Below are 18,343 nucleotides of genomic sequence, written 5' to 3'. Positions count from 1 at the left end.
ACAGGGGGAACGCTAATAGACCAATAAGAACACAAGGAAAGGCCACCGCCGCAGGCACAAGGAAAATGCCGCCGCCAAAGGCAAAAAACCTAAACCAAATCTATAGATTGCACTTGCAAAACCGCATCCCTCTTATCAAGCAAATGCTGCCGAAGAATAGCGCTCAGCTTCTTCCCATCTCGCGCTTCAAGCGCTTTCAACATCTCATCATGATCATGAATAGCACTATCCCATTTAGGGATCTGAAAATTCGACCGAAACCGCAACGCCTGCAGCCGGCGGTTAACAGCAACATAAGTCTGCCGCAGTGCTGAATTCCTCGCCGCCTCGTTGATCTTGTCGTGAATCGCCTGGTTGCGGCTGTAGTACCCCGGCAGATCATTCTGCGTGCGACACGCAAGCATCGCGTAATGCAGCGCCTTGATCTCGGCAAGCTCCGCTGCCGTCATCCGCTCCGCCGCCAGCTCGCCGGAAAAAGCCTCAAGACCACTCATCAATTCAAAGGTCTCGCGCAACTCCGCTTCCGACATCTTCGAGACCGACGCGCCCCGGTTCGGCGAAATCTCAATCAACCCCTCCGCCGCCAGGACCTTCAGCGCCTCGCGCAACGGCGTACGCGAAATCCCAAGCGTCTCGCACAACTCGCGCTCGTTCAGTTTCTTGCCAGGCTCAAGCACACCCTCGACGATAAAGCGACGAATGTGCTCCACCACCGTGTCGTGCAAACGCTGCCGCTCAACCTTCGGCATCAGTGGCGAAGCAGCCACGCCGGCATCAAAATCCGAATTTTGCATACAAAAGCCCTCTACATCGTGTAAGCCGGATTTTAGCGGAAGCCCGCGGATTAGTTAATAGCGCGGGTAAACACCGGTCCAGGCACCCAATTTTAGCCTTGGGAACGGCGTAAATCCTCTGCTATAGTTTTTTGAATGCAAAATTCAATCGGAGGAACCCAATGCTCAAGCTAGACTTTCATCCCGCTGGCCGTCACTTTCTGCAGATTCCGGGTCCGAGCCCGGTGCCCGATCGCATCCTCCGGGCCATGAGCTATCCAACCATCGACCACCGTGGCCCGGAGTTCGGCGAACTCGGCCTGAAGGTGCTCGAAGGCATCAAGAAAATCTTCAAGACGCAACAACCGGTCGTGATCTACCCGGCGTCCGGTACCGGCGCATGGGAAGCGGCGCTGTCGAACACGCTGAGCCCGGGCGATAACGTGCTGATGTTTGAAACGGGTCACTTCGCAACGCTGTGGAAAAAGATGGCGGAAAGCCTCGGATTGAAGCCCGAGTTTCTCGGCTTGCCCGGCATCCAAGGCTGGCGCCGCGGCGTCCAGCCCGAGATGATCGAGGCGCGTCTGCGTGCCGACACGCAGCACGCGCTCAAGGCGGTGTGCGTGGTGCACAACGAAACGTCCACGGGCGTCACGTCCGACATCGCCGCCGTGCGCCGCGCCATCGACGCAGCGGGTCATCCGGCACTGCTGCTGGTCGACACGATTTCGGGTCTCGCATGCGCCGACTATCGCCACGACGAATGGGGCGTCGACGTGACCGTGTCGGGCTCGCAAAAGGGTTTGATGTTGCCGCCGGGCATCAGCTTCAACGCGATTTCGCCGAAAGCATTGGCTGCCAGCAAACAGGCAAAGTTGCCGCGCAGCTTCTGGGACTGGACCGATATCGTCGAGATGAACAAGACCGGCTACTGGCCGTACACGCCGAACACGAATCTGTTGTACGGGCTCTCGGAAGCACTCGACATGATCCTTGGTGAGGGACTCGACAACGTCTTCGCCCGTCACGAGCGTCTCGCCGAGGCGACGCGCCGTGCGGTGCGCGCATGGGGGCTGGAGATCCAGTGCGCCGATCCGGCGGTATACAGCCCGGTGCTCACCGGCGTGATGATGCCTGACGGCATCGATGCCGATGCGGTGCGCAAGGTCATCTACGAACGCTTCGACATGTCGCTCGGCACCGGCCTCGGGAAGATGAAAGGCCGCATGTTCCGCATCGGTCATCTGGGTGACTGCAATGACCTGATGCTGCTGGCCACACTGGCCGGTTGCGAAATGGGACTGCGGATCGCCGGTGTGCCGCTCAAGGAAAGTGGCTTGCCTGCCGCTATGGAGTGGCTGAGCAAGCTGACGCCTGCGTCGGGTCTGAAAGCGGCGGCCTGACCACGGTCATCCGCGCAAAACACACCGCAACGGAAAGCCGGCAAGCACCTCGCAGCAAGGGAAGACGGGGAGTCCTTCCCTCACGAAGCCGCGCGTAGACCGCGGCCCATGAACAACATGCGATGTTCCCGCAGCGTGCGCCGCTGACGGGCGACGACGCGGCGTGTCATTCGAGGCGCGCCGTCGACACACTGCAATGGAGAGAGACGATGAAGCGGTTTCGTGTGACCAGTGCGACCAGTATCGTTCTAGTGATGCTATGCATCATGTACTTCATCACCTACCTTGACCGCGTCAACGTCAGCACAGCGGCGGCCGGTTTCGGTAAGGAATTCGGCCTGTCGCACACGGAAGTAGGCCTGGTGTTTTCGGCATTTGCGTATCCGTATCTGATCTTTCAGATCATCGGCGGCTGGGTGAGCGATCGCTTCGGCGCGAAACGCACGCTGATTTTCTGCGGCGCGATCTGGGGCGTGGCGACATTGCTGACGGGACTCGCCGGCGGCCTGATCTCCCTGCTTGCAGCCCGCGTGCTGCTCGGTTTCGGCGAAGGCGCCACCTTTCCGGCAGCAACTTCCGCGATGGCGCGCTGGGTCGCGAAAGAAAAGCGCGGTTTTGCGCAAGGCATCACGCATGCTGCATCGCGTATCGGCAATGCGGTGGCGCCCGGCCTGATCGTGCTGGTAATGGCGACCTGGGGTTGGCGCGAATCGTTCTATATCTGTGGCGTATTCAGTCTGCTGTGGGTGGCGGTGTGGTCGTTCACCTTCACCGAACATCCGAAAGATCATCCGCGTATCACGAGCGACGAACTCGAAGTTCTGCCGGCACCCAAGCCGAAGGTCGCCGGCGTGCCGTGGAAAGCATTGTTTCGCCGCATGGCGCCGGTCACCATCGTCTACTTCTGCTACGGCTGGACCTTGTGGCTGTTTCTCAGCTGGATTCCGCAGTACTTCCTGCATAGCTATCACCTGCAACTGCAAAAGTCGGCGATCTTCGCTTCCGTGGTGTTCTTTGCCGGTGTGATCGGCGACACGCTCGGCGGCATCGTGACCGACTGGATTTTCACCCGCACGCGCAGCCTCAAGCGTGCGCGCAGCTGGATGGTGTCCGTCTGCATGATGTTCTGTCTGATCTCGCTCGTGCCGCTGATGTTCACGCACAGCCTGTATCTGTCGATGGCGAGTCTTGCGTCCGGCTTCTTCTTCGCCGAAATGACGATCGGTCCGATGTGGGCGATCCCGATGGACATCGCACCGGAATACTCGGGCACCGCGAGCGGCATGATGAACACCGGTTCGGCATTGGCCGCGATCATCTCGCCGGTGGTCGGCGGCTTTCTGATCGACTACTTCGGTAGCTGGGAGTTGCCGTTTGTCGGCAGCATGGTGTTGATGGCGATCGGCGTGGTGCTCGCGTTCCGCATGCAACCGGAAAGCAAGTTTTCGCTTAACGAACCAACTAAAGCGCATCCCGTAACCGGTGTTGGCGTTTGAGCGTCGCGCCGATCACTGTGACGCGGTAGTAATCCGTCCTCCCATAGAGCGCCGATATGACGAACGCCACTTCTGCTTTACTCGTCAAGCCGATTCATCTGGTGCCGTCCGCCGCGCGCCTGACGACCCCGCTCGCGCAACATCTGCGCAAGTCATTGCGCGGCGACGTGCTGTTCGACGCAGCCAGCCGCGGCCGTTACGCGACAGATGCGTCGATCTATCAGATCACGCCGATCGGCGTGGTGGTGCCGCGCGACCAGGACGATCTGCGAATCGCGCTCGAAATCGCGCGCAGCGAGAAGGTGCCGCTGCTCGCGCGCGGCGCGGGTACCAGCCAGTGCGGCCAGACGGTCGGCGAAGCACTGGTGATCGACACCAGCAAATGGCTGAACAATGTCGTTTCATTCGATGCCGACGCGCGCACCGTGACGGTCGAACCAGGCGTCGTGCTGGATCATCTGAACGCATGGTTGAAACCACACGGCCTCTGGTTTCCGGTCGATGTTTCGACGGCAGCGCAGTGCACGATCGGCGGCATGGCAGGCAACAATTCGTGCGGCTCGCGTTCGATCGAATACGGCAACATGGTCCACAACGTCGATGCGATCGATGCGATCCTCGCCGACGGCAGCGAAGCGCGTTTCGCTTCGCTGCGCGAGGCGCCGCAAGGCGCGCGTTTGCAGCAGATACTCGAAGGCGTGAAGCAGATCGCCGAACGCGAGCGCGAGGAAATCGTGGCGCGCGTGCCGAAGGTTCTGCGTCGCGTGGCGGGCTACAACATCGACGTGTTCGACTGCCAGAATCCGCGCGCCTACACCGACGACGGCGTCGCCAATCTCGCGCATCTGCTGGTCGGCTCCGAAGGGACGCTTGCGTTCAGCCGTCAATTGACGCTGAAGCTCGCGCCGTTGCCCGCGCATAAAACGCTGGGCGTGGTCAACTTTCCGACCTTCTGGCAGGCGATGGATCTGACGCAACACATCGTCAAACTGAAGCCGGTGGCAGTGGAGCTGGTCGATCGCACGATGATCGATCTGGCGATGAGCAATCCCGCTTTCCGGCCGGTGATCGAGAAAGCGCTGGTCGGCCAGCCGCAGGCGATCCTGCTAGTGGAGTTCGCGGGCGAGGATCGCGATGCGCAACTCGCGTCGCTCAAGCAGTTGACCGAACTGATGGCCGACCTCGGTTTGCCCGATTCGGTCGTCGAAATGCCGGCCGCGGATGAGCAGAAGGCGCTGTGGGAAGTCCGCAAGGCTGGCCTGAACATCATGATGAGCATGAAGGGAGACGGTAAGCCCGTCTCCTTCATCGAAGACTGCGCGGTGCCGCTCGAACATCTGGCCGAGTACACGAGCCGCCTGACGGAGGTGTTCCACCGGCACGGCACGGAAGGCACCTGGTACGCGCATGCGAGCGTCGGCACGCTGCACGTGCGGCCGATTCTCGATATGCGGCGTGACGGTGCAGGGAAAATGCGCGCGATCGCAGAGGAAGCGGCGGCATTGGTGCGCGAATACAAAGGCGCCTATTCGGGCGAACACGGCGACGGTTTGTGCCGTGGCGAATGGGTCGCGTGGCAATACGGACCGCGCCTGAATCAGGCGTTCAGCGAGATCAAGACACTATTCGATCCGGGCAACCGCTTTAATCCCGACAAGATCGTGCGTCCGCCGAAAATGGACGACGCGCGTCATTTCCGTTTCGCACCGGGTTATCAGGCGCAGCGGATCGAGACAGCGCTTGACTGGTCCGCGTGGAACGTCGAACGCGATCCGCTGACGGGTCAGAAGACATTGCCTGGCAGTGGCAACGATCTCTCCGGCGGTCTCGCGAAGGCCGTCGAGATGTGCAACAACAATGGCCACTGCCGCAAGTTCGACGCGGGCACCATGTGCCCGAGTTATCGCGTGACAAAGGACGAACAGCACGTCACGCGCGGGCGGGCCAATACCCTGCGTCTGGCGATCTCGGGCCAGCTTGGCGAAGCGGGTCTCGCCAGCGACGACGTCAAGGACACGCTCGATCTGTGTGTGTCGTGCAAGGGCTGTAAGCGCGATTGCCCGACGGGCGTCGATATGGCGAAGTTCAAGATCGAGGCGCGGGCGGCGCGCGTCAAGCGGCACGGTCTGCGTCTGCGTGACAGGCTGGTGGCGTTCATGCCGCGCTATGCGGGTGCGGCGAGCCGCATGCCTGGCCTGATGGCGCTCGCCGACAATGTGCCGGTGTTGTCGGCATGGTTCAAGCGAACGGTGGGCTTGGCGCCTGAACGGACGCTGCCGCGCTTCAGGAAATCGTTTCTGTCGACGGCAGTGCCTGCTCGACCGGCAACGGGCGGCGCGCTGAAGGAAGTGTTGCTGTTCGTCGATACATTCAACAACAACATGGAGCCGGAAAACGCGCGCGCCGCGCAGCAGGTGCTGGAGGCAGCGGGTTATAGCGTGCACTTCAACACGCGCCAGGGCGTGCGGCCGGTGTGCTGCGGCCGCACCTTCCTCGCGGCGGGACTGGTCGACGAAGCGAAGCAGGAAGCGCGGCAAATGCTCGACCTGTTCAAGCCGTTCGTGGAGCGGGGTGTGCCGATTATCGGTCTGGAGCCGTCGTGTTTGCTCTCGTTGCGCGACGAGTTCCTGCACTACGGCTTCGGCGACGAAGCACAGCGGCTCTCGAAACAGGCGTTTCTCTTCGAAGAGTTTCTGGTGCGCGAGGAAAAAGCCGGACGCTTGCAACTTGCGTTGAAGCCGCTGGCAAAGGAGCAGGCGCTGGTGCATGGCCATTGCCATCAAAAGGCCTTCGACGCATTCACCCCCGTGCAAACCGTGTTGAAGTGGATTCCGAACCTGAAGGTATCGACCGTCGAATCGTCGTGCTGTGGGATGGCGGGTAGCTTCGGCTACGAGGCCGAGCATTACGCCACGTCGCAGGCGATGGCCGAACTGTCACTGCTGCCCGCGGTGCGCAAGATCGACGCCAAGACGCTGATGGTGGCCGATGGCACGAGCTGCCGTCATCAGATCCACGACGGCGCGGGCGTCGACGCGATTCACGTGGCGCGCGTGCTGGCGATGGCGCTGGCGTGATTGAGGATTGTGAATCGAGGACGGCGCCCGCTGCCGCTATCGGGCGCCGACGGCCTGCCGGAATGCAGCCGGCGCAACGCCGACGTTCTCGCGAAAACGGTGGCTGAAATGGCTGACGTCCGCATAACCGCATTGTTCGGCTACCTGCGCAAGCGGCAGCGCGGTGGTGCGCAGCAGCGTACGCGCGCGATCGAGCCGCTGCTGCGCGATCCACGCGGCGGGCGGCAGTCCGAACGACGTGCGGAACATACGCGCGAGGTGAAACTCCGATAACGCCGCGACACCGGCCAGTTCGCGGAGTGTGAGCTTTTGCCCGAGATGGCTTTCGATGTAGTCCCGCAGGCGCCGCCGGGTTGCCACCGACAAGCCGCCCTTCAGTGCTGCATCGGTTCGGCGTATGCCTTGTGCGCGCAGCAGCAGGCTTAACACCTGATGCGCGGTTTCATTGGTGCGCAGCAGGCCGTCGGGGTCCAGCCAGTTTTCGTTGGCGAGCGTCTGACAGAGGCACGCGATATGGGCGTCTTCGAAATAGGTGCGATCGGCGAGCGTCAGTTCACGCGGCTCACGATCGAGTTCCTGCACCGCGCGTTGCGTGAAGTGTTCGGGCAGAAAGTACAGATGCATGAAATGCATATGGCCGCGGACCCACCAGCGCGATTCGTGATCGCCGGGCAGCGCGCAGAGCCGCGTCGGCGCGCCGTAGCCGGGTATCTTCTGACGTTCGGTGCGATAGCCGCCGTCCAGATAGCACGAGAGCGTATGGTGGCCGGGCTGGTCATAGATGGTCTCGGCTTCCTCGGTGTCGCGCGTCCACACCGCGATCGCCAGTTGATCGCCGAGCCACGCGAACCGTTCGAGATTCGCATTGGCGCTGCGCAGCGTGTGACACACCGAATGAAGGCCGAACGGCGTTTCGGTGGAGTCGATCACAGAGGCGGGCGGGCTGGCGTTCACGGGACGAGCGAAAGGCGTCTGAGACTGGGTAACCGTCAGTATAGGGCGAGCCGTTGACGATCGCCGTGCGCCACCTAAAAGTGCGCAATCCTGGACAACTCCGGCCAGGTCTGCTGCAGGATAGTTGAGCTTCCGTTTTATATTCTGCAGGCCGCGCCATGAATATGTTGCTCTATGCCGTCACCGTTCTGATCTGGGGCACCACCTGGATCGCGATTAAATGGCAGCTCGGGTCGGTGCCGCCGCCGGTGTCGATCGCGTGGCGTTTCTGGATCGCCGCGCTGGTGCTGTTCGCGCTGCTACGCCTGATGCGCCGTCCGATCTGGCCGCCGCGCGACGCATGGCGCTACCTGGCCGCGCAGGGTCTGGCGCTGTTTTGCGTCAACTTTCTGTGCTTTTACTACGCCGAACAGGTCGTGCCGAGCGGACTCGTGGCGGTGGTGTTTTCGACCGCGCCGCTTCTGAACTCGATCAACGGACGCCTGTTCATGGGCCGCCCTTTGCAGCCCACCGCGATTGCCGGCGCGGCGCTCGGCCTGGTCGGCATTGTCTGCCTGTTCGTTCAGCAGATGGCCGGACATCTCGGCGACCACGCAGCGTGGTTCGGCCTCGCGATCGCATTTCTCGGAACCTTGTGCTTCTCCGCCGGCAATCTGTTGTCGAGCCGGATGCAATCAATGGGTTTGCACCCGTTCGCCACCAATAGCTGGGCGATGCTGATCGGCGCCAGCGTTTTGACGATTGGCAGCGCGCTGGCTGGCTTTTCCTTCGCTATCGAGCCGGACGCGCGTTATCTGGGTGCGCTCGCCTATCTGGCGGTGTTCGGCTCGGTGATCGGCTTCACCGCGTATCTGATGCTGGTCGGGCGCATCGGACCGGAACGGGCGGCTTACTGCACCGTGCTGTTTCCGATCGTGGCGCTGGCGGCGTCGACCGTGTTCGAAGGTTATCAATGGTCCGGATTGGCGGTGGTTGGGCTCGTGCTGGTGGTGGCCGGCAATCTGGTGGCGTTCGATTTGACGCGGCGAATCTTTGCGCGCCGCGTGCAGCCTTCCTGATCGTGCCGGCGCGCGGCGGCGTCCTAGTCCGCCGCCGCCCACTCCACTCGCCTGCCGAGGCGCTCGAATAGTTCGAGCGTCGTTTCCTTCACCTTCTGCACGGCGTTGCTGAGCAGCGCCGTGTCGTGCCAGCAGAGCGACAGGTCACGCGAGAACAGCCGGTGATCGACCTTTGCAAGTTTGAGCTTGTGCTCGTCCAGTTCGACGTGTGCGGCGGTCCACGGCAGGATCGTGACACCCAATTGCGCCATGACCGCCGCAAATAGCAGCGCGGTGGAACTGGCCTCGAACAGAATCTCGCACGACAGGCCGGCTTCGCGCAGCGCCCATTCGACGCGGCTGCGAATCGTATTCGGCGCGCTCGGCAGGATCAGCGGCATGCGCGCCAGTTCGGCGATCGCCACAGGCTCGCCCGGCATGGAAAACTCCGGCCACGCAATCAGGTACAACGCCTCGGTGAGCAGCCGCTGTGCGGCCACGCCACGCGTTTCGACCGCGTCGACCACGACGGCCAGGTCCACCCGCCCGCCGCCGATCAGACCGGCGAGGTCCGCGCTTGGCGCTTCGATCAACTCGAGTGCGATGCCCGGATAACGGTCGCGAATCGTGCGCGCAAGCGGAATGGCAACCATGCGCGCCGTACTCGACGGCATGGCGACCGACACTTTGCCCTGTGGCAGCTCCGCGTCCTGGCGCAGCAACTCGCGCGTGTTGTCGGCTTGCCGCAGCAGTTCGACCGCGTGCCGGTACAGGGTTTGCCCCGCCGCGGTCGGCGCCACGCCATGCACGCTGCGCTCGAACAGCAGCATGCCCAGGTCACGCTCCAGATTGCGCATCTGCTGGCTGATCGCGGGCTGAGCGATATGCAGCGCCTCGCTGGCGCGCGTGACGTTGCCGCACTCCACCACTTTGACGAAATACCGCAATTGCCGCAGATCCATGCGTGTGTCCTCGCCGTGCCTGAGCCATAAGAAAATCAGATTGTATTAGAGGAATATCATATTTTTCGACTATCGATCGCATTCTTATACTGAGTCCACAAAAACCGAAGTGCGCATGGCCTGACCGGCTGGCGCCGCATCAGAACTGCCGGCGCAGGCTGGCTAGGAGACAAGGATGTCCAAAGCGATCGCTGTATCTGCGCAGGGGACCAAGCCCCGGCGCACGCCCCTCACCCGCGAGCAGATAGGCGGCTTCTGGGCGGTTTATTCGGGATGGGTTCTGGATGGCGTGGATTCGGTGATTTACGCGCTGGTGCTGATCCCGGCGCTGACCGAGTTGCTGCCCGCCTCGGGCATTGCCGCCACGCCAGGCAATCTCGGCATGTATGGCTCGATCCTGTTCGCGCTGTTTCTGATCGGCTGGGGCCTCTCGTTTATCTGGGGACCGCTGGCCGACCGCTTCGGGCGGGTCAGGACGCTGGCCGCGAGCATCCTGATCTATTCCGTGTTTACCGGCGCCGCGGCGTTCGCGCACAACGTCTGGGAGTTGGCGGCGTTCCGGTTGATCGCGGGCATCGGGGTGGGCGGCGAATGGGCTCTGGCCGGTACCTATGTGGCCGAGAGCTGGCCGGAGGATCGTCGCAAGATGGGCGCGGGCTATCTGCAGACTGGCTACTACGTCGGCTTTTTTCTCGCCGCCTTGCTGAACTACACGGTCGGCGCGACATACGGCTGGCGCGTGATGTTCCTCTGTGGCCTCGCGCCCGCGTTGCTGGCGATCTTTACGGTGCTCAAGGTAAAAGAGCCGGGTCAGTGGCGCAAGGCCGCGCATGGCGTGGGTCATACGAATGCGCCGGCTGCACCCGCCCGCCGGCCATTGCTGGAGATATTCGCTCCGGCGTATCGGCGCCGGACGCTCACCAGCGCGAGCCTCGTGGGTGTCGCGATCATCGGCTTGTGGGCCGGTTCAGTCTACGAAGCGAGCGCGGTCGTGACACTGGCGACGCGCGCCGGCATCGACAAAGTCGGCGCCGTGCATCTCGCGTCGATCGGGGCGGCGGTGTTGTCGGTCGGGACGATTCTCGGCTGTCTGGTGGCGCCGTGGCTGGCCGAACGGCTTGGGCGCCGGCTCGCGCTTGGCGCGTACTTTGCCGGCATGGCGATGTCGATCGTATTCGCGTTCGGCTGGGTCTTCTACCTGCCAAATGGACTCAATCTGTTCATGGTGTCGCTGCTGTTCCTCGGGTTCTTCGGCGGCAATTTCGCGATTTTCTCGTTGTGGCTGCCCGAGCAGTACCCGACCCGGATACGCGCTACCGCTTTCGCCTTTAATGCTTCGGTGGGCCGGCTACTCGGCGCGGGCGTCAACTTCCTGCTGGCTGCCGCGATTCACTGGCAAGGCTCACTCGGTCTGCCGGTTGCGTGGACGGCCGCGGCCTTCGTGATCGGTCTGCTGATTCTGCCGTTTGCCGTCGAGACGCGTCATCAGACGCTGCCGGAATAGCGCGCTCACTTACCTGTCATCAATTCGCTGGAGAACCGGATGCACGCGTTACAAGGAATCAAGGTTGTCGAACTGAGCCGCGCGCTGTCGGGGCCGTTCTGCTCGATGGTGCTGGCCGACCTCGGCGCGGACGTCATCAAGGTCGAGCCAGGCCCGGGCGGCGACATGAGCCGAACCTGGGGGCCGTTCGACCGGGGCGTGAGTACCTACTATCTGTCCTGCAACCGCAACAAGCGTGGCGTGTGCATCGACTTTCGCCACCCCGAGGGACTGGCCGCCATCCACCGGCTGATCGACGACGCCGACGTGGTGATCGAGAACTTCAAGCCCGGCACTATCGACAGCATGGGCTTGGGTTATGACGTGCTCAGCGCGCGCAATCCGCGGCTCGTGATGGGCAGCATCAACGCGTTCGGCGCGGACGGTCCGATGAGCGGCTGGCCGGGTTTCGACCAGATTGCGCAAGGCTATTCGGGCTTGATGAGCCTGACCGGTTTCGCCGATGGCGACCCCACGCGCACCGGTACCGCGATCGGCGACCTGAGCTCCGGCATGTGGCTCGCGATGGCGGTTCTCGCCGCGCTTCTGGAGCGTGAGCGAACCGGGCGTGGCCAGCACGTGAGTACATCCTTGCTCGCCAGTCTGGTTGGGCTGCTGAGCGTGCATGGCCAGCGTTATCTGAGCCTTGGCGATGTGCCGCGCCGCACTGGCAACGCGCATGCGGTGATTGCACCGTATGGCGTGTTCGAGACCGCGGACGGCCCGCTTAACCTGGCGCCGATCACGTCCGACATGTGGCTGCGCCTGTGTCATCTGCTCGATCTGCCCGCGCTGCCGGACGACCCGCGATTCGCGACCAACGAAGCACGCGTCGCGCATCGTGATGAATTGAAGGCGGTGCTTGAAACCCGCTTGAAGATGCGCAGCAAACGTGAGTGGACCGAGCTGTTCATCGGCGCGGGTTTGCCGGCGGGGCCGATCAATACGCTAAACGAAGTATTCGACGACCCGCAGGTGCAGCATTGCCGGCTGGTAGAAACGCTCGAGCATCCGACACTCGGTGCGCTGCGCCAGGTGGTGACGCCGGTGTCCAATCCGGCGGCGCAGGGGACGACTGCAGCGCACATCAGCCGCCATGCGCCGCCGGGCCTCGGTGAACACACCGTGGACGTATTGCGCGAGGCCGGATTCGATGCTGCGTCGATCGAGGCGCTGCTTGCCGCGAAGGCCGTGCATCAACAGGGCGAATACCGTACGCTGGCAACAGCCTCGGAACCCGCTGCGGGAGTGACGCAATGAACATGACGCCAACCTCGTCGTTCACGGTGACGGTCGATATCGTGGATGAACGGATCGCACGCTTGACCTTCAGTCATCCTGCGCGCAGAAATGCGCTCAGCGCCGAGCTGCTGCACGCGCTCGACGCGCGCCTCGTCGAACTCGCGGCGCAGCGCATGCCGGTCGTGATACTCGGCAGTGGCGTAGGCCAGGACGTCTGGAGCGCGGGCCACGACCTGGGCGAGCTGGCGCACGACCGCGATCCGATCGCTTACGACAAGCCGCTGGAACGGGTGCTGCGCCGCGTGCGTGCCTATCCCGGCGTGGTGATCGCCATGGTGTCGGGGTCGGCATGGGGCGGCGCGGTCGATCTCGCCATGAGTTGCGACCTCGTGGTTGCCGACGGCAGCGCGCAGTTTGCGATGACGCCGGCAAACATCGGCTTGCCGTATACGACGAGCGGCCTGCTGCGCTTCTTCAACAATTTGCCGATTCATGTGCTGAAGGAAATGTTCTTCAGCGCTCGTCCGCTAGATGCGCAGCGTGCTGAGCGGTTTGGCGTGATCAATCGTCTGGTCGATAGCGACAGGCTGGAAGCGACCGCGCTTGAACTTGCGCGCGGGATAGCAGGCAAGGCGCCGCTAGCGATCCAGGCGGTGAAAGAGCAACTGCGCATCCTTGAAGACTTGCAACCGATGCCAGTTCAGGCGATGGAGCAGATTGCCGAATTGCGCCGGAGGGCGTGTGAGAGCACTGATTTCACGGAAGGACTGACGGCGTTTTCCGAGCGGCGGCCGCCGGTGTTTGGCGGCGAGTGAATGTTGGGACCGCCGGGCGGCGCAATGCCGCGCGGCTTTCGCCATTCAGGCAATGGTGATGTTTCGAATCGTTCTGCACGCACCGGCGGGCGTTTAAGGTGAGCGTTTTCGGGAGCGAAAAAGGCACCGGAATGAGCCACGGGTGAGCTTTTCCAGGAGCCACGCATCCGCCATTGGCGGTGCGAATTATTTAATCGATCTATCACTCACCGGGAATTATTTACGAATAAATTTCCGCTTTTTCTATGCGAGGATGAAGCGCCAACGTTCACGTATGCGCGACAGCTCACGATCCGCATGCCTGCGCAAGCGCGCCAGACACGCGGCTGTGCGCGCGTCGCACCTCGCAAGGAAACATCGTCGTGAAATTCTTTTCTCGCCTTGGCGTGGCTGTATTTTTCTTCCACGGTCTTGTTCCGCTCAGTGCATCCGCTCAGTCGCAACTGACCTACACCACGTCCTGGATCGGCAATAGCTTCGGCTTTGGCGACGGCAAGTGGATGCAGCAGGACATTCAGGCGATCAGCGTCGGCGCGGATGGCACCGTTTACACCAATGCGCCATGGGACGAGAGCGGCAGCGAGATCGGCGCCTATCGCGCGGGCGACAAGATTGCCGTGGCCGGTTCGACGCACGGCTGGGGCAACACCGGTGGCGATGCCGTCGCGACGAACCATACCTACCTGTACGCCGCGATGTCGATCGGCAACGAGAACAACGGCCTGGTCGGAGCGGACTATCCGCCGGCCGATCAGACGTGGTACGGCGTTACGCGTCGCACACTCGCCAATCTGGCGAATGGCGCACCGTTTGGCGGCGGCATCGGCAACAGTGCCAACGCGACGAAGAACAGTTTTTTGCTGCTCAATACCGTGCCGACCGGCACCGATGCGAGCGTTCGTGGCATGGCCGCCACCGATACCGAACTGTATGTCGCGGATACGGCAAATAGTCGGATTCTCGTCTACGACGCGAACACGATGCAGCGCTTGCGCTCGTGGAACCTGCCGTCGCCGGGGCGCATCGCGGTGGATACGGATTCGACGTTGTGGGTGATGAGCGGCGTCTCATCGGGAAACCTAAGTATTTTGCATTACGCCGCAAATGGCACTGCGCTCGCCGGCACGTTGGCGTTGCCCGCAGGCACGGTGCCGACTGATATCGCCGTCACGCCGTCGGGACAGATTCTGGTCGCGGATAACGGAGCGTCGCAACAGATTCTCGTCTTCAACAAGGACGCCAACGGCCAGCCGCAACCCACTGCGCCGATCGGCACGCGCAACGGCATCTTCCACACGACCAAAGGCGTGCCGGGCAATTGGCGCTTCAATGGCATTACGGGTATCGGTGTCGATCCGGCCGGCAATCTGTATGTCGCGCAGAACGGCGAAGGGCCGCGACCGCTCGGTTCGGCATCGGTCGGTCAAGGCGCGGTGCTGGAAAGTTACGTGTTCAGCACGCACGCGTTCAACTGGCGGTTGTACGGGCTGACCTTTGTCGACAGCGCCGCGTTCGATCCGGCCACGCCCAATTCCGTCTATACCGGCTCGAAACGCTTTACGCTCGATTACCGTCAGCCGGTTGGGCACGAATGGTCGTACGCGGCGTTTACGCTCGACCGTTTCGATTATCCCGACGACCCGGCATTCCACGAGCCGCGCGGCGTGCGCGGCGAGCCGATGGTGCGGCGAATCAACGGTCAACGGTTTCTCTACACGCTCGATCCGGGCGCGCATTATCTGAACGTATATCGCTTCGACGCGGCGCATGGCGAAATGGCGATTCCGTCCGGCCTGCTGGCGCAAAATCCGCTGCCGGGCACATGGCCCGCCGGCCAGCCCGCGTATGGTGAATGGCTGTGGCGCGACAGCGATGGCAACGGCACGGTGGATGCCAGCGAGATCAGCAGCAATCCGTCGACGGGCAGCACGGTCGGCAACGGCTTCTTTTGGGTCGATATGCAGGGCAACGTATGGCTTGCCACGCCGGCCAGCGGCATCCGCGAGATGCCTTTGCAAGGACTCGACACCGCCGGCAACCCGATCTACACCTACGCGAGTTCGACGATGTTCGCGATGCCGCCGCCGTTCACGCGGATTGCGCGCATCGTCTACCTTGCCGCCACCGACACCATGTACATCTCCGGCTTCACGAGCGCCATTCCATGGGATCCGACCCACTGGAAGGAGGCTGGCCCGGTGCTCGCGCGCTATGACAACTGGCGTTCCGGCACACCGACGCAGCAATACGCGATCTCGTTACCGTGGAACACGCAAAGCAATCCGCAGACGACGACCGTAGGCGTCGCGGTGGCGGGCAATTACCTCTTCGTGGCCGAGTTGTACACCGCGAAAGTGGACGTGTACGATGCGCGCACCGGTCAGGCGGTGGGTTATATGACGCCGGGCGCGAGTGTCGGCAACACCACCGGCTGGGTGGACGTGTATCTCGGCATCAGCGCGGTGCGGCGCGATAACGGCGAATACGTCGTGCTGCTCGAAGACGATGCGCGCGCGAAAATCCTCATGTATCGATGGACGCCCTGATCCTTAACGCACCTCATACTGCGTCGATCGCCCAATGGACGGCGACGCACGATCGGTATATAACAACGTGAAAGGATGGCTTGTTCACCGACGCTTTAACAGGAGAGATGTTCCATCATGACGCAAGACGTTTCGCCAAAGCCACCCACGGGCGATCGGCCCGACCTCGAACATCTCGATGCAGCGCTGAGTCACGTCGACCAGCAGGTATCGTCAGGCAGCATTGCTTCGGGGGCCGCAAAGGGCATTCTGTATAGCCTGATCGAAACGCTCGGCGCATTCGTCGGCGATCCCGATCTGCCGGAGCACGCGCGTTCGGGTTACGAAGGCCTGCTGGAAGCCGCGCGCGAGTTGCGCGCGAAGATCGATCGCTGAAGGCGGTGGCACGCCGCCTGTGAATGGCGTGATTCGCATCGGCGTAAGGTCGATGTGGCGCGGGCGTTTGGCGTTGCCATTCTTCGCGTCATTCCGGCGGCCCGCTCCTCTGTGATAAAAAGGTGCACTGTTCTCAAACATTGCACCTTTTTTCATGCTCTCTGCGTCCGCTATCGTGCTACTGGCTGTCGGCATTATCGTCGTGCTGATTACGCCGGGTCCCACCAACACGCTGCTTGCGGCAGCCGGTTTGCGCCAGGGCGTGCAGCGATCGTTGCCGCTGATCGCTGCCGAACTCGTCGGTTATCTGGTGTCGATTTCCGTATGGGGGCGTTTTCTTGCGCAAGCCGCACATGCGCTGCCATGGTTGCCGTCGTTGCTGCGCGTGGTGAGTGGGCTGTACATCGCCTATCTGGCCGTCGATATGTGGCGTGCGGCGGTGGCGCTGCCTGTATCGACGCAGCGGGCGAGCGGTATGCGCACCTTGTTCGTGGCCACGCTGCTCAATCCCAAAGGCCTGTTGTTCGCCGGCACGATCTTTCCGGCTGTCGCATTCGTAGAGATGCCGGCCTATGCCTTCGCGATGCTGACGTTTGCCTGTCTGCTGGTGCCGATCGCGCTCGCGTGGATTGCGTTCGGCGCGGCGCTCGGTAGCGGCAACCTCACATGGCTGAATCCGGTGAAGATGCAGCGCGGTGCGTCGATCGTGCTCGGCGTATTTTCGTTGTCGCTCGCGTGGGCGGCGCTACATTGAGCATGCGTGCGGTGCGGCGAGGTTATGCCTGCACGCCGTTCTCCGCGCTCAACGCTTCGAGCCATTCCGGCGTCCCCGACGTGAGTTCAAGTTGAGGCGTGCCGTGCCAATCGGCGCAACGCTGCAATGCACGGCGCAGGTCGCCCGCCAGACGCGCACTCAGGCGCACGCCATCTTCCATGTGCAGCGACTTCAGTTCGAACACGCCTTGGGTGCGATGCGCTTTCGCATCCACGCGGCCGACCAGACGCCCCCGGCTCAGAAGCGGCAGTACGAAATAGCCGTATTTGCGCTTTGCCGCTGGTGTATAGCACTCGATCGCATAGTCGAAGTCGAAGAGCGCGGCGGCGCGCTTGCGATCCCACACGACCGGATCGAATGGCGAGAGCACCGTGGTGACCGTTGACGCGAGCTTGCCGCTGGCGGCGTCGTCGATCATCGACGTGAAGTCGCGATGCACGAACGTGTCCTGTTTCCAGCCTTCCACCTGAACCGGGATCAGTTCGCCCTGATCGGCCAGCGCATGCAATTCGACGCGATACGGACGGCGCGGCAAGCGGTAGTAATCGGCAACCCAGTCGGCCCGCGCGACGCCGAGCGCGCGGCACGTCCGGCGCAAGACTTCGTCAGTGACGGTGTGGGCCGGCGGCAGATCGCGGGCATCGTCCCAGTGCGGCAGCACGCGCTCGGTCAGGTCGTAGACGCGCTGAAAATTGCGCCGCTCCGCCACCATCAACTGCCCGATGGCGAACAGCACCTCGAGGTGGCGCTTCTCCGGCTTCCAGTCCCACCAGCCGTTGCCCTTGCCCGCCTCGCGGGCGAAATCCGCTGAGCGCACCGGGCCGGTCGCACGGATATGCGCGAGCAGTTTTTCGATCGCCTTGCGATGCAGCTTGTGCCAGTCCGCCGCGTACTTCCAGCCCATGCCGCTCGGATCGAGCATGCGGTGACGCAGCAGGCCGTAGTCTTCGATCGGCACGAAGCAGGCTTCGTGTGACCAGTACTCGAATAGTTTGCCTTCGGCGAGATGCTCGTCGAGCCATTGCTGCGGATAGGCACCGAGCCGGCTGAACAGAACGAGATAGGGGCTGCGCGCGACGACGTGAATCGTGTCGATCTGCAATTGCGCCATGCGGTGGATGGTGTCGAGCACGTCGGCTTTGACGGCTTTGCGGCGCGGCGGTGTCAGCAAACCTTGTGCGGCCAGATGCAAGGTGCGGGCTGCGGATAGCGGGAGAGTCTTCACGCGGGTGATCGGTCAGGGAGTGACTGCTTGGGAAGCGGACGCGAGGTCCGGCCAGGATCAGCAGCCGCTACTGTAGCGTGAATACGCCAGACGAATCGGCGCCCGGCGCGCCGCAGGCGC

General features: G+C 62.6%; 14 protein-coding genes. 10 read left to right on the top strand and 4 right to left on the bottom strand.

All coding sequences use genetic code 11. The features are described 5' to 3' along the window. Positions 1–89: 89 nt before the first annotated feature. Entirely contained in the window at positions 90–794 is a 705-nt protein-coding gene (locus PQR27_RS32390) for a GntR family transcriptional regulator (protein WP_408527634.1), read from the bottom strand. 161 nt (positions 795–955) lie between these two features. Here PQR27_RS32390 and PQR27_RS32385 point away from each other — a divergent pair, with 161 nt between their 5' ends. The 3 genes from PQR27_RS32385 to PQR27_RS32375 all read left to right on the top strand — a co-directional run bounded on the left by PQR27_RS32385 (position 956) and on the right by PQR27_RS32375 (position 6,749). Continuing rightward, positions 956–2,176 (top strand): pyridoxal-phosphate-dependent aminotransferase family protein, encoded by a 1,221-nt coding sequence (locus tag PQR27_RS32385; RefSeq protein ID WP_408527633.1) that lies wholly within the window; start codon positions 956–958, stop codon positions 2,174–2,176. A 209-nt stretch (positions 2,177–2,385) separates the two neighbouring features. Further along, on the top strand, positions 2,386–3,672 hold the full coding sequence (locus PQR27_RS32380; RefSeq protein ID WP_408527632.1) for an MFS transporter: 1,287 nt from the start codon (positions 2,386–2,388) through the stop codon (positions 3,670–3,672). Between the two features lie 56 nt (positions 3,673–3,728). Then, entirely contained in the window at positions 3,729–6,749 is a 3,021-nt protein-coding gene (locus PQR27_RS32375; protein WP_408527631.1) for an FAD-binding and (Fe-S)-binding domain-containing protein, read from the top strand. 36 nt (positions 6,750–6,785) lie between these two features. Here PQR27_RS32375 and PQR27_RS32370 read toward each other — a convergent pair whose 3' ends face one another. Further along, positions 6,786–7,703, bottom strand: a complete 918-nt coding sequence (locus tag PQR27_RS32370; protein WP_408527630.1) for a helix-turn-helix domain-containing protein — start codon at positions 7,701–7,703, stop codon at positions 6,786–6,788. 158 nt (positions 7,704–7,861) lie between these two features. Here PQR27_RS32370 and PQR27_RS32365 point away from each other — a divergent pair, with 158 nt between their 5' ends. After that, a complete protein-coding gene (locus PQR27_RS32365; RefSeq protein WP_408527629.1) occupies positions 7,862–8,761 on the top strand; it encodes a DMT family transporter in 900 nt (299 codons plus the stop codon). 23 nt (positions 8,762–8,784) lie between these two features. Here the strand turns inward: PQR27_RS32365 and PQR27_RS32360 are convergent, their stop codons facing one another. Then, positions 8,785–9,702, bottom strand: coding sequence for a LysR substrate-binding domain-containing protein (locus tag PQR27_RS32360; protein ID WP_408527628.1), 918 nt, complete (start codon positions 9,700–9,702; stop codon positions 8,785–8,787). Positions 9,703–9,877: 175 nt separating this feature from the next. On the opposite strand from PQR27_RS32360, the gene PQR27_RS32355 reads away from it, so the two are divergent. From PQR27_RS32355 to PQR27_RS32330, 6 genes are all read left to right on the top strand, one after another. Continuing rightward, positions 9,878–11,206, top strand: coding sequence for an MFS transporter (locus PQR27_RS32355; protein ID WP_408527627.1), 1,329 nt, complete (start codon positions 9,878–9,880; stop codon positions 11,204–11,206). A 39-nt stretch (positions 11,207–11,245) separates the two neighbouring features. Further along, entirely contained in the window at positions 11,246–12,505 is a 1,260-nt protein-coding gene (locus tag PQR27_RS32350) for a CaiB/BaiF CoA transferase family protein (RefSeq protein ID WP_408527626.1), read from the top strand. After that, positions 12,502–13,302 carry a methylmalonyl-CoA decarboxylase gene (gene scpB / locus PQR27_RS32345; RefSeq protein ID WP_408527625.1) on the top strand — a complete coding sequence of 267 codons (801 nt, stop codon included), beginning with the start codon at positions 12,502–12,504 and terminating at the stop codon, positions 13,300–13,302. The genes PQR27_RS32350 and scpB overlap by 4 nt, the downstream gene beginning before the upstream one ends. Positions 13,303–13,664: 362 nt before the next feature. After that, positions 13,665–15,848, top strand: a complete 2,184-nt coding sequence (locus tag PQR27_RS32340; protein ID WP_408527624.1) for an NHL repeat-containing protein — start codon at positions 13,665–13,667, stop codon at positions 15,846–15,848. Positions 15,849–15,965: 117 nt separating this feature from the next. After that, complete coding sequence (locus PQR27_RS32335) at positions 15,966–16,223, top strand: hypothetical protein (protein ID WP_408527623.1); 258 nt, start codon at positions 15,966–15,968, stop codon at positions 16,221–16,223. A gap of 154 nt (positions 16,224–16,377) precedes the next feature. After that, on the top strand, positions 16,378–16,977 hold the full coding sequence (locus PQR27_RS32330) for a LysE family translocator (RefSeq protein ID WP_408527622.1): 600 nt from the start codon (positions 16,378–16,380) through the stop codon (positions 16,975–16,977). Between the two features lie 22 nt (positions 16,978–16,999). On the opposite strand, the gene PQR27_RS32325 is transcribed toward PQR27_RS32330, so the two are convergent. Next, a complete protein-coding gene (locus PQR27_RS32325) occupies positions 17,000–18,223 on the bottom strand; it encodes a winged helix-turn-helix domain-containing protein (protein ID WP_408527621.1) in 1,224 nt (407 codons plus the stop codon). Positions 18,224–18,343: the final 120 nt, after the last annotated feature.

This window comes from Paraburkholderia fungorum (assembly GCF_046027215.1).
GTDB classification, from domain to species: domain Bacteria; phylum Pseudomonadota; class Gammaproteobacteria; order Burkholderiales; family Burkholderiaceae; genus Paraburkholderia; species Paraburkholderia fungorum_D.
Note: the sequence above shows the minus strand (reverse complement) of the source record. Positions and strands in the feature narration are given on the sequence as shown.

Excerpts from the sequence above, each read along its gene's own strand:
- PQR27_RS32390 (WP_408527634.1), bottom strand. The coding sequence starts at position 794 with ATGCAAAATTCGGATTTTGATGCCGGCGTGGCTGCTTCGCCACTGATG.
- PQR27_RS32385 (WP_408527633.1), top strand. The coding sequence starts at position 956 with ATGCTCAAGCTAGACTTTCATCCCGCTGGCCGTCACTTTCTGCAGATT.
- PQR27_RS32380 (WP_408527632.1), top strand. The coding sequence starts at position 2,386 with ATGAAGCGGTTTCGTGTGACCAGTGCGACCAGTATCGTTCTAGTGATG.
- PQR27_RS32375 (WP_408527631.1), top strand. The coding sequence starts at position 3,729 with ATGACGAACGCCACTTCTGCTTTACTCGTCAAGCCGATTCATCTGGTG.
- PQR27_RS32365 (WP_408527629.1), top strand. The coding sequence starts at position 7,862 with ATGAATATGTTGCTCTATGCCGTCACCGTTCTGATCTGGGGCACCACC.
- PQR27_RS32360 (WP_408527628.1), bottom strand. The coding sequence starts at position 9,702 with ATGGATCTGCGGCAATTGCGGTATTTCGTCAAAGTGGTGGAGTGCGGC.
- PQR27_RS32355 (WP_408527627.1), top strand. The coding sequence starts at position 9,878 with ATGTCCAAAGCGATCGCTGTATCTGCGCAGGGGACCAAGCCCCGGCGC.
- PQR27_RS32350 (WP_408527626.1), top strand. The coding sequence starts at position 11,246 with ATGCACGCGTTACAAGGAATCAAGGTTGTCGAACTGAGCCGCGCGCTG.
- scpB (WP_408527625.1), top strand. The coding sequence starts at position 12,502 with ATGAACATGACGCCAACCTCGTCGTTCACGGTGACGGTCGATATCGTG.
- PQR27_RS32335 (WP_408527623.1), top strand. The coding sequence starts at position 15,966 with ATGACGCAAGACGTTTCGCCAAAGCCACCCACGGGCGATCGGCCCGAC.
- PQR27_RS32330 (WP_408527622.1), top strand. The coding sequence starts at position 16,378 with ATGCTCTCTGCGTCCGCTATCGTGCTACTGGCTGTCGGCATTATCGTC.